The organism is Pseudonocardia xinjiangensis (assembly GCF_012911925.1).
Taxonomy (GTDB): domain Bacteria; phylum Actinomycetota; class Actinomycetes; order Mycobacteriales; family Pseudonocardiaceae; genus Pseudonocardia; species Pseudonocardia xinjiangensis.
On record NZ_JAAXKY010000022.1, the window covers coordinates 23,169 to 36,923 of the forward strand.

At 66.9% G+C, this 13,755-nt stretch carries 13 protein-coding genes; 4 read left to right on the plus strand and 9 right to left on the minus strand.

The window, feature by feature from the left end; translation table 11 throughout:
• Nucleotides 1–243 precede the first annotated feature (243 nt).
• The 5 genes from HF577_RS09550 to HF577_RS09570 form a co-directional block, all read right to left on the minus strand.
• The gene (locus HF577_RS09550) at nucleotides 244–492 is read right to left on the minus strand and encodes a hypothetical protein (RefSeq protein WP_169395405.1); all 249 of its coding nucleotides are present in this window, start codon (nucleotides 490–492) and stop codon (nucleotides 244–246) included.
• Nucleotides 489–1,001, minus strand: a complete 513-nt coding sequence (locus tag HF577_RS09555; protein ID WP_169395406.1) for a hypothetical protein — start codon at nucleotides 999–1,001, stop codon at nucleotides 489–491. The genes HF577_RS09550 and HF577_RS09555 overlap by 4 nt, the downstream gene beginning before the upstream one ends.
• Nucleotides 998–1,435, minus strand: a complete 438-nt coding sequence (locus tag HF577_RS09560; protein WP_169395407.1) for a DUF6197 family protein — start codon at nucleotides 1,433–1,435, stop codon at nucleotides 998–1,000. The genes HF577_RS09555 and HF577_RS09560 overlap by 4 nt, the downstream gene beginning before the upstream one ends.
• Before the next feature lie 317 nt (nucleotides 1,436–1,752).
• Nucleotides 1,753–2,412 (minus strand): response regulator, encoded by a 660-nt coding sequence (locus tag HF577_RS09565; RefSeq protein WP_169395408.1) that lies wholly within the window; start codon nucleotides 2,410–2,412, stop codon nucleotides 1,753–1,755.
• Between the two features lie 271 nt (nucleotides 2,413–2,683).
• A complete protein-coding gene (locus tag HF577_RS09570) occupies nucleotides 2,684–3,139 on the minus strand; it encodes a PHP domain-containing protein (RefSeq protein ID WP_169395438.1) in 456 nt (151 codons plus the stop codon).
• A gap of 728 nt (nucleotides 3,140–3,867) precedes the next feature.
• On the opposite strand from HF577_RS09570, the gene HF577_RS09575 reads away from it, so the two are divergent.
• Nucleotides 3,868–4,770, plus strand: coding sequence for an alpha/beta fold hydrolase (locus tag HF577_RS09575; RefSeq protein ID WP_211174017.1), 903 nt, complete (start codon nucleotides 3,868–3,870; stop codon nucleotides 4,768–4,770).
• A gap of 216 nt (nucleotides 4,771–4,986) precedes the next feature.
• Here HF577_RS09575 and HF577_RS09580 read toward each other — a convergent pair whose 3' ends face one another.
• From HF577_RS09580 to HF577_RS09595, 4 genes are all read right to left on the minus strand, one after another.
• Nucleotides 4,987–5,808 (minus strand): isocitrate lyase/PEP mutase family protein, encoded by an 822-nt coding sequence (locus HF577_RS09580; protein WP_169395409.1) that lies wholly within the window; start codon nucleotides 5,806–5,808, stop codon nucleotides 4,987–4,989.
• Nucleotides 5,809–5,990: 182 nt separating this feature from the next.
• On the minus strand, nucleotides 5,991–7,208 hold the full coding sequence (locus tag HF577_RS09585) for an MFS transporter (RefSeq protein WP_211174018.1): 1,218 nt from the start codon (nucleotides 7,206–7,208) through the stop codon (nucleotides 5,991–5,993).
• Nucleotides 7,209–7,314: 106 nt separating this feature from the next.
• A complete protein-coding gene (locus tag HF577_RS09590; RefSeq protein ID WP_169395411.1) occupies nucleotides 7,315–8,610 on the minus strand; it encodes an MFS transporter in 1,296 nt (431 codons plus the stop codon).
• 203 nt (nucleotides 8,611–8,813) lie between these two features.
• Nucleotides 8,814–9,263: an OsmC family protein gene (locus tag HF577_RS09595; protein ID WP_169395412.1), complete on the minus strand. Its 450-nt coding sequence runs from the start codon at nucleotides 9,261–9,263 to the stop codon at nucleotides 8,814–8,816.
• Between the two features lie 1,098 nt (nucleotides 9,264–10,361).
• Here HF577_RS09595 and HF577_RS09600 point away from each other — a divergent pair.
• The 3 genes from HF577_RS09600 to HF577_RS09610 all read left to right on the plus strand — a co-directional run bounded on the left by HF577_RS09600 (nucleotide 10,362) and on the right by HF577_RS09610 (nucleotide 13,613).
• A complete protein-coding gene (locus tag HF577_RS09600) occupies nucleotides 10,362–11,276 on the plus strand; it encodes an NADP-dependent oxidoreductase (RefSeq protein ID WP_169395413.1) in 915 nt (304 codons plus the stop codon).
• A 273-nt stretch (nucleotides 11,277–11,549) separates the two neighbouring features.
• Nucleotides 11,550–12,485 carry a zinc-binding dehydrogenase gene (locus HF577_RS09605; protein ID WP_169395414.1) on the plus strand — a complete coding sequence of 312 codons (936 nt, stop codon included), beginning with the start codon at nucleotides 11,550–11,552 and terminating at the stop codon, nucleotides 12,483–12,485.
• Nucleotides 12,486–12,878: 393 nt separating this feature from the next.
• Nucleotides 12,879–13,613, plus strand: coding sequence for an SDR family oxidoreductase (locus HF577_RS09610; protein WP_169395415.1), 735 nt, complete (start codon nucleotides 12,879–12,881; stop codon nucleotides 13,611–13,613).
• The last annotated feature ends 142 nt before the right edge of the window (nucleotides 13,614–13,755 follow it).

The window sequence follows — 13,755 nt, forward strand, 5'->3', positions numbered from 1 at the left end:
ACGGCGGAAAGGTCGGTGAGCTGCCCACCCGGGGCGATCACCGTGTCGAACTCGACCGCGCCGCCCGAGGGCGGCAGTACGGTGCCGGTCGCGCCATCCGAACTGGCCGCGGCCGCGGCCGCCCCGTCGGTCGCGGCTTCGAGGGCAGCGCCTGGTGCTCTGTAGCGTGGCAGCGGCCGTCAGGGACTACGGAGGCGCCGAGTTCGGACTCTTCGGCGCCGCAGAACAGGCCGGCGATCGTGATCAGTCGCGGCGTCCGCGTGTACCGGGTTCACAGTCGGGGCACAGCGGCGACGTGCAGCCGGTGCATGGCGGGATGTCGAGGGGTTGGACGCGGAAGTGGTCGGCGGGGTCGACGTTGATCGGCACCATGCGGTCGTCGAGCGACACGCGGACGCAGCTGGTCGTGGCGGTGAGGACGCCGCCCTCGATGTACCGCTGCAGTTGGGGGTCGAACACCTGGACCCTCTGGGCAGGCTGGTAGCGGGTCATGCCGCGGCGCTCCGTTCGCGTGGGCGGGGCCTGTAGCCGCGGAGCTCGCTCTCGTCAGCCGTCTGCCCTGAGCAAAGGGGGCGCCCGTCCCAGGTGATGACGCCGACCTGAACGAGCGGCTCAACGGCCTCGCCGGAGTTCCTGTCGGGGCGGACGACGAGCGATCCGCGGGCCCCGACCCGCTCGATCCCGGACAGCCGCTCGTCGCCCCGGGCCGCCGCCACGACAGCGGCGTCGAGGGTGGACACGTTGACGCGCTCGATGCGGGCGAGTAGCTGGGGCGCGCGCTCGACCAGCACGGGGATGACCGTGCATCCACGCAGCTCAGGCACCGGAGGCGCCTGCGCATGTGCCTCGCCCAGCGTCGGGTGCAGCCCCTCCGCGAGGGCACGGGGCAGGATCAGCCCAACCTCGTTGGGCAGGCTCCCGATCGTCACCTGCACGTTGGACCCGGTAGCGACGGCGTCGACCTGCTCGTCGAAGACGCCGCCGCTGGTCGTCCAGCTCATGCCGCACCGCCTGCCTGGGCGCGGATCTGCGCGGCGGCGTAGCGGAGCCCCGCCACAACCGCCCGGTCACCGGCGTTGTCCGACCAGTCGTAGAGGTCCTCGGCCTCCCGGAACCCGAGCGCCTTCATCGCGGCGGCCATCACGAGATGCGGGTGGTCGGGCTCGGAGACACCGGTCTCAGGGTCGTAGTCGCTGACCCCGACGAACGACTTCTCAGCGTCGATGCCCTCGCGGTAGCCGGACACGGCAGCGAGCGCGCCCGCCGTGCAGCAGGGCATCCCGGGCTCATACGGCTGGAACAGGGCCCTCGTCCAGTAGTCGCCGACCTCCAGGCCATCGGTCTCGATGAGTGTGGCGGCCTGGTCGATGAGATCAGCGACCTGTGCGGGTGACGGATCCTCGATGATCGGTGTGTCGGGCGGTATCGTTGCCATTACGGGTTCCACTCAGGTCTCGGTCCAGTTGGCGCGGATTGGCTCGCATCGCGGGCAGGCGGCGGAGCCCTTTTTGCTGTTCAGCGGGCCGGTTGACCGATCTGGCCGATGCCGGCGATGAGGGGGAGTGTCGTCGCCGGAGCGCGGTACGTCCGCCCGGTGAGCGGCAATTCGCTGTACCCGCGAGCAGGAACATCAATTACCTGCTGGCAGGCACGCGCATGTTCCACAGCGCTGCTCCATGAACCGACGTTCAGGGCAACGTGCGGACGAGAACGTGACGTGCCCGCACTTCGGCGAGGGGTACGGGCGCGGGGTCAGTTGTTGCCGAGGAACGTGAGGACGGCCAGCACACGCCGGTGGCTTTCAGCAGCCTCGGCGATGCCCAGCTTCGTGAGGATGCCGCGGACGTGCTTCTCGATCGTCCCCTCGGCCAGCCACAGCCGGTGGGCAATGCCGGCATTGGACAGACCCTCGGCCATGAGCCCGAGCACTTCACGCTCCCGTGATGAGAGGGGCTGCAGGGGGTCCCCGACCCGGTGGGCGGCGAGCAGCTCCTGCACGAGCGCGGGATCCACGACGGAGGCGCCCTTGATGATCCGGTCCAGCGTGGAGAGGAAGTCCTCGACGTCGCTGACGCGGTCCTTGAGCAGATATCCCATGCGCTGCCCGCCACTGAGCAGCTCGGTGGCCTGCTCGACCTGGACGTGCCCCGACAGGACCAGGATCGCGGTGTCGGGCAGCTCCTGGCGGATCGTGCGGGCCGCGTCCAAGCCTTCGGTGGTGTGCGTGGGCGGCATCCGGATATCGACGATCACGAGGTCCGGGCGCAGCCGCAAGACGTGGGCCATCAGCTCGGTGTGCGTACCGTAACGCCCGACGATGTCGAACCCGGCCCCCGCGAGCAGGCTGGCCAGGCCTTCACGCAGCAACACGTCGTCCTCGGCCAACACCACGCGAGCGCCGCTCTCCGCCATTCCACGATTATTGACCGGCCCACGCACGGGGTGCACAGACGATCGCGGTCTGAGGACACGGCGGGCAGCGTTCGCTCAGATCATCCCTGAAGTCGTCCCTATGGATAGTCGGTCCACTCGTGGGCGGGTGAAAATCGTGGCGTGCACTTGCGACGACGCCACATGCGACCGGCCCAGCGCGCTCACCACAGGTAGGAGCGGCTCATACAGCTGCCACTGCGCGTTGATGAGGCCGTGACGGGCACCCGCGGGTACGTTGCCGACGAGGTCTTCAGCGGTGACGGTTTGCTTGAACCCTCCACGAGACCCTCACTCGATCCAGCTCACCGACACACACCTGCCTGATGTTCGAGTGTCCGTCGTGCTCCTGGATCCGCCGGTAGCCGGCCAGGCCGCGGTCCAGGACCAGCAGGTGGGTGCCGGTCGGGTCCGGGACGCAGTTCTGCCTGCCAGGCAGGTCCAGCCTCAGCTCAGCGCCGAACGCGGTGCGCACGCCAACCTGCTTGGCGGCTTCGGCGAAGCGCACCAGGTCGTAGAGGCCGTCGTGGTCGTCAGCGCGAGGGTGTCGATGCCCCATCCGGGCCGCCTGCTCGGCCAGTTCCTCAGGGCGGCTGGCGCCGTCGAAGAAGCCGAAGTTGGAGTGGCAGTGCGGGGTCGCACCAACGATGGCGAACTGAAGCTGTTCGCGGTTCCGGAGGCCGTCACAACTTGGACTTGACAGTCCAATAGGGTTTCGCCGATAGTTGGCTGGACGGGCTGGCGCAGGCCTCCGCCCGGGGTCGCCGTCGACTGTGCTGTCGGCCCGTCAAGATCGCAAAATAGGAGATCAGATGCCCTCGACGAGGGGCTTTGCCGTCCGTCGTGGGGGCGGCGCGACTCGCGACCGTCTCCCGTGAACAACGTCTGAATGTGGACCTATCGGTCCAACCTGGCGAGGCGTTCACGCAGGCGAGGGCGTACGCCGCGCTACACCATCGACATCGCACTTCAGGGTCGTACTGAAGCCCTGGGCTGCGAGTGGAAGCCGAGCCGGAGCTCGCCGGGCAGCGGGCGGTCGGCTGCCCGAGGAGCAGAGGTAAGAGTTGGTCTTCCCGGGCGCTCACTTCCGGAGAGATCCACTGAGCCCGTCACTAGATCTGGCTGAAGTCGAACATCGCCTGGCGGCGGACTCCGGCCTTCAGGTGGACCAACAGGGGATGGGAGCATGGTCCGACGATAGTTTTCCATCAAGCCCAGTCTGGGCATGGAAAGTGAAATGACCGAGTGGGTCGCTTCACTGAACTTACGCGTCTGGTGACGCGTAACGAGATGGCGACTCTAGGTAGGGGAATAATGCGCATCGGAATAGGAAAGACCAACAGGCTCTTCACGTTCATCGCTGCTGTGGTTGCCCTCCTGGTGGCTTCCGCGACTTTGAGCTTTCCAGCATGGGCCGAGAGCCACGAGCATGGTTCCGTGGCGGCGCAGTCACCGTCGCCTTATCCGCAATCTCAACCGCCCGCTGGTTTTAAGTCCGAGTACGCCGAAGTAAATGGCTTCCGTATGCACTACGTGCGGGGCGGCAAAGGTTCGCCTGTGGTAATGATCCACGGGTTCCCCGAGGAATGGTCCGAGTGGCGGCAGCAGATGGGCCCGCTGTCCGAGACCCACACGGTGATCGCCGTCGACCTGCGTGGTTATGGCGAGTCCCAGGTCACTGAGGGTGGTTACGACGCAGCGCAGTTGGCGAAGGACGTGCATCAGCTGCTGACGCAGTTGGGGCTCAACAACGGTGTCCAGGTAGTCGCCCACGATATTGGTGAGGTGGTCGCCTACGCCTACGCGGCGCAATTTCGGTCGGAAGTGCGGAGCATGGCCGTGATGGAAGCTCCCATCCCGGATGAGAGTTTTTACCACTTCCCCGTGCTCAACGCCGACCCGAATCAGCCCGCGGCGTGGCACTTCGGCTTGTTCCAGCTGCCCCTCGCTGAAAGGCTCATCGCCGGTCACGAACGTGTCCTCGTCGAGGACTTGATGCTTGAGTATGTGGCGGGCGACAAGTCGCCGTTCACGGCCTCGGACTTTGACTTCTACGCCCACTTTCTCAAGGAGCCCGGCCGCCTGACGGCCATGTTGAGTGTGTACCGTGCGTTCCGCACAGATATTCAGCAGAACAAGGAGTTCTTGGCTCAGGGCAAGTTGCAGATGCCCATCCTCGCGATCGGTGGCGAGCGCTCCTTCGGTTCACTGATCGCCGACCAGTGGCGTGAGTACGCCGTGAACGTCCAGGGACGGGTCCTGAACGGTTCAGGCCACTTCGTGAACGAGGAGAGGCCACAGGAAGTGACGGCCATGCTGCAGTCCTTCCTACAGAAGTAGCTGTCGGTAGGGTCGCACTGGTGGTGACTAGGATCGCCACCAGCGCGACCCAGCGGCGGAACGGTCGAAGGACTGGATGAATACGGTGTGGTTCACCGCCGGCGTAGGGGTGTTGGAGGGATTTGCCGCTCTTCGCCGTCAGATGGAATCGCTTCGGAAGTCAATGGTACCGACGACACGCGCAGCGCTAGGTCTGACCGCGGTTGCGCGGCCGTGTCAGCCCTTGATGAGGTCGACGATGTGGCCGAAGTCGAGATTTGATGCGAGCGCCGTCAGGTCTCCCTTTGCAAGCTTCGCCGCAGCCGCCTGTGTAGCTCCGAGGGCGTGGGTGTAGGGGTCGACCCCGAGGCTGACCCGGCGGACACCGATCGTCTGGAGTTCCGCGAGGGTAGCCGTGTCCTGTGGGCTGACGAGCACGTTGACCGGCTTGGGAGCGACAGCCCTGATGACTGCGCTGATGGCGGCCATGTCCGGCAGGTTCGGTGCGTAGAGGACGTCAGCACCTGCCTCCGCGAAGGCCGAGAGGCGGCGGATGGTGTCATCGATGTCGGAAATCCCCCACAAGAAATTGTCCGTACGCCCGGTCAGAACGATCCGTCCGTGCGCTGCCGCGGCGGCGGCCTCGATGCGGCGGACCGCGTCATCGAAGTCGCGAATCGGGTTGGAGGGGGCACCCGTGGTGTCCTCGACTCCGATGCCGGCGAGACCTCGGGCAATAGCAGCGTCGACAGTGACCCGGACATCTTCGGGAGTCTCGCCGTAGCCGTCTTCAAAGTCGCCGTTGATCGGCAGACCACTCACGGACGTGAGTAGGGCGGCATGGTCAAGGTGCGTGTCACGGCTGACGGCGTGGACGCCATCGATCCGGCCCAGTGTCGCGGCGAAAGCCGCTGAAGAGGTCGCGATGGACGTGAACCCGGCCTCCTTGAAGAGCAGAGCCGAGGGGCCGTCCCAGGCGTTGGGCATGATGAACGTATCGGGGCCACGGTGGAGTTCGACGAACTGTTCGTAGCGCGCTTGAGCTGAAATGTCAGACATGGCGGAGCTGTCCCTTCTAAGATGGCGAAGGTCTTGGTCGACGACCCAGATCGGAAGCTCTTCGGCTTTCTCCGCGGTGTCATCATCTCAGCTTCACGCTCGTGTCTCGACCCGTGTCTCAAATGCCCTCGCCGGCGGGCAGATCAAGAGCATGGGATGACGGTGAGGTTCGTCAGGACTACTCACCGTGCCGGGCTGTTCCCGGTCGCGTCGATGTGCGGGTTGCGTGCAGCGATGACAGTGAACAGGGTGGCGACGAGGCCGAGCCCGCCGTATCCGAGAGCGATCTGCGGTAGCGAGAAGGTGCTCAAAAGTTGGCCGGCGATGAGGGCGGGGATCGTCGCGCCGCTGTAACTGAGGAGGTAGATGACGCTGAAGGTCGGTGCCCGCTCGGCCAGGGTGCTGCCGTGCAGCAGGGTGCGGGTGGCGGCGCTGATGGCGATGCCTTGAGAGGCGCCCGCGACGATGGTCGCGGCGATGAACAACACCAGTGTGCCGGTGGCGATCGCTGTGACGATACCGATCATCCCGGTCAGGAAGCCGATCATGCCGACGCGCTGGGCGGTCGCGGGTGTGAAGCGGCTGGCGAGGGGAGCGCCGAGAACACTCGGACCCATGTAGGCGGCGAACACCAGTCCGACGCCGAGCGGGCTGCGAGTGTGGAGCTGATCTTCGACCAGCGCGGGCACGAACGCTTGATAGAACGCGCCGGCCGCCCAGGTCGCTAGGAAAACCGCGGCCGCGACCGGGAGCAGACTCCTGACCCGGGCCGGCACGGAGACCCGGGGGCGCAGCGATCGCCACGCACCCGGCATCCAGGTCGCGGTTTCCGGACTGACGACGATCAGCGCCACGGACACCAGGAGGAGGACGATGACGACCAGGAAGATGAGGTCGCGCGGCCAGGGGCCGAACTGGACCAGGGCGCCGGAGGCGATGGCGCCGAAGGCCAGGCCGAGCATGACTGTCTGGCTGGACGCGACGGAGGCCAGCCAGGCCGGTCGAGCCGGTGCGGCGTCCACGATGTAGGAGGTGAGGCTGCTGCTGGCCAGGCCGGCGCCCAGGCCCATCAGCAGCCGACCAGCGATCAGGATACCGATCTCGTGCACGTTCAGTAGCAGCACACAGCCCACAAGGAGCAGGATGAGGCTGGCGATCGAGGTGGGCCGTCTGCCCAGATGATTGGACAGTCGCCCCAACACCAGCAGCGTGGCGAGAGTGGCGACGGAGTAGGCGACGACGGTCATCGAGATGCCGGCGTTGGTGAAACCCTCCTCGGCCCGATAGATGTTGAACAGCGGAATCGTCGAGCCCACCGCGGCAAACGCGGCCACCAGGGAGACCACCGCAGATATGAAGGCCAGCCGGAGCGTTCTCCCCCGGCTGGCCACGTTGGTCACTGGTGCCGTGCTGTGCATCGACCTGTGCCTTCCATATGTCAAAGACCACTTCTGGGCTTGTGCGTGAAGCCTTCCCGAGTGCGCCCCCTGCCTCGCTCCGGTCTCCTCATTCCCTCCGGGAGAGTGTCACGAACCGCGCCGCCACCGCGGCGAGCACGGCGGAGGCAAGGACGATGAAGCCCGCCGTGAGGAACACCGTCTGCAAGGTTGTCGACGAAACAAGGATCGCGCCGAGGCCAGACCCTGCCGCCAGGGCTATCTGAAGGTTCGTCACATTCACGGCCGACGCGGCCTCCGGGGTTTCCGGGGCCGCGTCGAGTATCCAGACCAGCGTTCCCGGGTTCACGATTCCCCAGAACAGGCCCCACAGCACGAGCAAGAGGCCATCCAGCCAGGGCAGGCTGCCCGAGCTCGCCAGCCCGATGAGCAATGCGGCCACTACTGTCGCCGACCCGGCGAAGCTGCCGATCACTCCGCGTTTGAACAGCGATCCGGCGACGAGTGAGCCGACGATGCCACCGCAGCCGTAGATGACGTAAAGCAGGGAGACCACGCCGCTGGACAGATGCGTGTGGTCCATGAGGAATGGGGTGATGTACGTCCAGGCGGTGAACTGTCCGATGAACACCAGCGCGCCCGCCGCCATCCCGAACCGGGCGGCCCGCCGCGTCAGGACTCCCACGAGATCGCGCAGGTGCGTACGGCCGTCCGGCGGAATGCTCGGCAGCAGGACCGTTTGCGCAACCACGACGAGCAGTGTCGCCGCTGCCGCGGTGGCGAAAGTCAGACGCCATCCGATGAGGTTGCCGAGGAACTGTCCCGCCGGCAGCCCCACCACAGTCCCACCCGAAATACCCGCCGCGATGATGGTGATGGCGCGAGTGCCGCCGGCTGGGCCCACCAGCTTGGGGCCGACCGGTGAGACCACGGTCCAGAAGGCTCCGAGTGTGGCGCCGAAGAACATACGGGCGATCAGCACCAGGGCGAAGTTCGGCGCCACCGCGACGACCGCGTTCGACACCAGCACCGTCAGGCCCAGGACGAGGATGACCGAGCGCCGGTTGAAGCGGCCGGATCCGAGGAAGAACAGCGGCGCCGACACCGCGGCGCTGAAGCCCGGTACGAGCACCATCAGACCCGCGAGGCCGAGCGAGACATGCAGTCCGTCGGCGATCTGCGGCAGCAGCCCCACCGGCATCGTCTCAGTCATGACGACGACGAACGCGCCGAGCGCGACGGCACCCACAGACGCCCAGCCCCGCCTGCTGTCGAGCTCCGCGACGGTAGACGCAGCGCGGGCGGCCGCAGGCTGGGTCGGGACGGCCGCGGCGCACGACGATGCCGCGACCACGCGCACCCGCGGTGCACGGTGCGTCGACATCCCCTCTTCGGTTTCGGTCATGTGTTCTCGTCCACTCATCGCATGCTCCTGACCGGGCCTGCTCTGTAAACACCCCAGGATGTATCCGCGCGAGTCACGCGGGGCAGTCAAAAACTCACGTTGAGATTTAGCCGCATGAGGCTTCGCCGTCGGCATGCTTTGGGGCGCGAGTCGTCCGGCCCGCCCTCGAGGTGCCGCCAGTTCTGGTCGAACACGGAGATTTCCTATACCGCGAATCCTGTAGGGGTCTGCGCGTTGAAGATCTCTGTCCGAACGCTCCATGCGAACTGCAACAACAGGGTGACCGGCGAGCGTTCGACGATGTTCACCATCGACTGAAAGTCGAGCTCCGGAACTTCTTCCGAGAGTCTGATCGTGCGCTGGAGGTACCGCTCAGCGCCAACGATCTGCGGTTCGTGATAAGTGACGTCGACAGTGATGTCGCCAGCATAGTCATACTTGCGGTCGGCATATTCCCGCAAGGTTATGGCAGTGCATGACGCGAGCGCCATGAGAAGAAATTCGGTCGGCGTTGGACCGGCGGCCACCGATCCAGTCCGGGGATCGTCGGCCGTATAGGTGAAATTACCAGTCCTGATCTCGGTCTCCAGTCGACTGGTTGCCAGGAGCGTGGCGTGAGCGGTCGCGACGATTACGTCGTTGTTGCTGGTCATGGTGGATCCCTTTTATTGCTCTATGACGGAAGCGCAGGTGCACGGTGCTGGCCGTGCCGAGGTCATGGGGGACTTGCGTGTGGATCGCCCGGGGCTGCCCGGTCCGGCCATGCCTAACTCAACGGAGGCGGGGCATGCCGCACGGGTGATGTCACACACGCCCGTGCGGGCGCTGTGTCGCGTACGCGGCCTGGCCCCGATCAGTCGCTGATTGGTGGACTATCGCTCCAGATGGCTGGACTGTCAAGTCCATTGGAGGGTGGCCCGGGGGTCGAAGCCGGTCGCTCCTGAAGTGATCTGGTGGAGACACCATGAAGATGAAGTGCTCGAGTCGTGAGCCTTCTCCCGAGCCAAGTCACGCGGGATCCGCGCCGATGCCCTGCTCTACCGCCTGAGGGCTGGCACGGTCTGTGGCCCAGCGCTCGTTGCTGTCGATGCGCGGCGACCGCCTCTTCTTCTTAGGAAACTGGACCGTCTGGACCGATGTTGGCGGAAGGGATCACGAATGGTTTCCGAGCGTGGACGCTGGTCTCGAAGATCCTGGCTTGCGTGGCCATCTTGGGGCCCGCCCACGCCGTCTGTGACCAGCTGCGCCTGCCTCGCTGCCGGGCCGCGTCCAGCGCGAGGGCGGGCCGATCCCGCGCTGGACCGACCCTCCGGGGGCTCGCCACCGCGATCATGGCCGCCTACCGGCGACTACCTGCTCTCCCCGGCGGCGCGCACCTAGCGGCTGATGGCAGTGGCTATCGGCCGCGTCGAGGTCCGGCTGTCCCTCAACGGGTTCGCATCAAGGGTGGCGAGCTGAAGCCTGTTCACGCACCCGCTGCCACGGCCAGACTTGACAGTCCAGTAGAGCTTCGCCGATAGTCGACTGGGTAGGCTGTCGCAGGCCGCCGCGGACGCCGTGTCGGCTGCGCCGTAAGCCCGCAACGATCTCAAAATAGGAGCTCAGATGCCCTCAACGAGGGGGTTCGCCGCCCGTCGTCGCGGCGTGCGCGACTCAACCAGGCGATCTCGACGGACTGGACTAGCGCGTCCGAGAAAGGCCGGCATGGCATCAGCGTGTGGCGGCGAAGGCTGGATGCAGGGAGGCGCCGGATGAAGGCGGTTGTGGTGACGGATCAGGCCGTGGGAACGGCCGGGATGACGCTGGTGGAGCGGCCGGAGCCGAACGCGGCGATAAACGACGTCGTTGTTCAGGTTCATGCGTCGGGATTCACCCCGGGTGAGCTGACGTGGCCCTCGACCTGGACCGATCGCCTCGGCCGGGATCGGACACCGTCGATCCCTGGGCACGAGCTGGCCGGAGTGGTGAGCGCTCTCGGCTATGGCACGACGGGGCTGTCGGTGGGCCAGCGGGTGTTCGGGCTCACGGATTGGACTCGCGACGGCACGCTGGCGGAGTATGTGGCCGTCGAGGCGCGTAACCTCGCGCCGCTGCCGGGCGACGTTGACTTCACGGTGGGTGCGAGCCTGCCGATCTCGGGTCTGACCGCATGGCAGGGATTATTCGTGCACGGCCGCGTCCAGGTGGGACAGAGCGTCCTCGTGCACGGTGCGGCCGGTGGAGTCGGATCGATGGTGACGCAGCTCGCACGCGAGGCGGGCGCCTATGTCATCGGCACCGGACGTGCCGCCGACCGGCAGGTCGCGCTCGATTTCGGCGCGCAGGAGTTCGTCGACCTCGAGAATGACGCCCTGGAAGACGTCGGCGGAGTCGATCTGGTGTTCGATGTCATCGGCGGCGACATCGGGAAACGGTCCGCAGGCGTGATCCGACCCGGAGGAACGCTGGTGACCATCGCCGGCCCCGCCGAGGCGCGACCCGCAGACGGCCGAGCGATCGACTTCGTCGTCGAGGCCGATCGAGCCCAGCTGAGTGAGATCGTCCGGCGGGTGCGGGACGGACGACTGCTGACGAACATCGGCGTCGCGGCCCTCGACGACGCTGTCGCCGCCTACAATCCGACCGAGCGGATCAAGGGGAAGACGATTATCCGCGTTCGTCCATGACGACTCAGGGCGGCGAGCGGTCCTGCCCTCCTCGTGGATCAGCCTCAGCCGCGTGGCCAGGAGGTGAGATCCGATTGGTCCGCCGCGGATTCGGGATAGCAAGCTGAACGGGTAGGGGAAGTCAGTGACCACCTCGACCGCGTTCGACACGGCCGACGTCGACTTGCTGCTCGAACGCTACGCGGACGGCATGCGCCCGATCCTTCGCCAGCCGGGCCGCTGTGGTTGGCGGCCGAGGAGGCGGTGGCAGGACCGCCACGAAAGGAGTTGACCGTGCTCGCTCTAGTGGTGGACCACGATGTCCCGGCCGAGTTGCGGCTCGGCGAGACCGCAGAACCCGTTCCCGCGTCCGACGAGGTGCTCGTCGAGGTACGCGCGATCTCGCTGAACCACGGCGAGCAGCGCGGCGCGATCTTCAACTACGGCGAGCTGCGTGGCGTCGCCGATCAACCGGCGGGTTACGTACCGGGGTGGGACGCCGCGGGTGTGGTGCGCACCGCTGCGGCCGACGGTTCCGGGCCGCCCGCGGGCAGCCGGGTCGTCACGTTCGGACCGTCCGGTGCGTGGGCGCAGCTGCGGGCCGTCCCGGTCGCCGAGCTGGCGGTGGTGCCCGACGGGGTCGACCTCGGAGCAGCCTCGGCTCTTCCGGTCGCCGGGGTCACGGCGCTGCGCGCGCTTCGCAGACTCGGTTTCGTGACGGGGCAGCGGGTGCTCGTCACTGGGGCGTCCGGCGGGGTCGGACGGTTTGCGGTCCAGCTGGGAGCGGCAGCCGGGGCGCACGTGATCGCCTCGGTCGGCAGTGCGGCGCGCGGCGAGGACCTCGCCGAGCTGGGAGCGGCCGAGGTCGTCGTCGGCCTTGAGGGCGTCGAGCCGGGGCTGCACGGCGTGCTCGACAACGTCGGCGGCCCTCAGCTGGCCCAGGTGTTCGGCCTGCTCGCCGTGGGCGGGTCGGTGCAATCCATCGGCGCCACGTCCGGTGAGCCCACCGTGTTCGAGCCGTACGCGACCGTCGGCGAGTTGCGCAGCCTGCAGTCGTTCATGATGGGCGGAGGGCTGGCCGGGGACCTCGCTGTGCTCGTCGGGATGCTCGCCGAAGGGTGCCTCGACCCGCAGATCGGCCTGCGCGGGGACTGGAAGGACGTTGCGAGCGCAGTGGAGACGCTCTTTGCCCGCCGGATCCCGGGCAAGGCCGTGCTCGACGTGAGCTGACCGGTCACGCCGAGGTTCACGACACCGCGAGCATGTCGGTGGTGTCGATCTGGCGTTCGATGTATTGGCGGCGACGTCGGGAAGCGGTCCGCGGCCCTGATTCGTTCTGGGGGCACGCTGGTGACGATCGCCGGGCCGCCTGAGGTTGGGCGCCCAGAGTCGAGCGATTGATTTCGTGGTCGGGCTGATTGCGCTCAACTTGGTGAACTGGCCGCGCGGGTACTGGATGGAAGGCTACCGACCAACATCGGCCACGTCGCATCCCCGGACGATGCCGTCACCGCGTTCAATGCGCACGTTTGTGGACGAGGACGAGCTCGCCCAGCGGCAGGACCGGCGGGGCCAGCGCATGAGCTGATCGTAGTCACCTGAGAAGAGAGAAAGGTCGAAGACATGAAGATCGCTGTCATCGGCGGGACCGGGCTCATCGGATCGCAGGTGGTGAAGATCCTGACCGCTTGCGGGCACGAGGCGGTGCCACACTCGCCGTCCACCGGGCTGGACCTGTTGAGCGGGAAGGGACTGCCCGAGGCGTTGGCGGGACCAGATGTCGTCGTCAACTTGACGGACTCGCCGACCTCCGATGAGGCCTCGCTCGGGTTCTTCCAGACGACGATGGACAACCTGCTGCTGGCCGCCAGGTCCGCCGGCGTCGGCCATGCGGTGGTCCTCTCGATTGTCGGCGCCGAACTGGTGCCGGAGCTGGTGTACTACCGCGCAAAGGTGCTGCAGGAGGACATCCTCAAGGCCGGTCCCGTGCCGTACTCGATCGTCCGCGCCACGCAGTTCTTCGAGTTCATCGACACGGTGCTGTCGTGGACCTCTGACGACAAGACCGTCCGCCTGCCCGCCACGCGCATCCAGCCCACGGCCTCGGCCGACGTCGCCCAGGCCGTGGCCGAGGTCTGTGTGAGCGCCCCGCTGCAAGGCACCCGCAACGTCGCCGGCCCCGAGGTCTTCACGCTCGACGAGCTGGGCCGGATCACCCTGGCCGCCCACGGGGACCAGCGCGCCGTCGTCACCGACAACAACGCCGGCAAGTACGCCGCCGCCTCGAGTGACGTTCTCATCGCCAAGGGCGACGCCGTCATCGCCAAGACCACCTATCGGGACTGGCTCGCGCGATGACTGAGGCGGGGCTCGCACGACCTCCGTCGTGCAGGCCGCCGGCCATACGGTCGCCCGGTCAGGCCGGGACGAACACCGCCGTGTTCTTCTCCGGGTTCACCATTCACAGCACGTGGTCGATCCCCGCCGTGGAGGCGTTGAC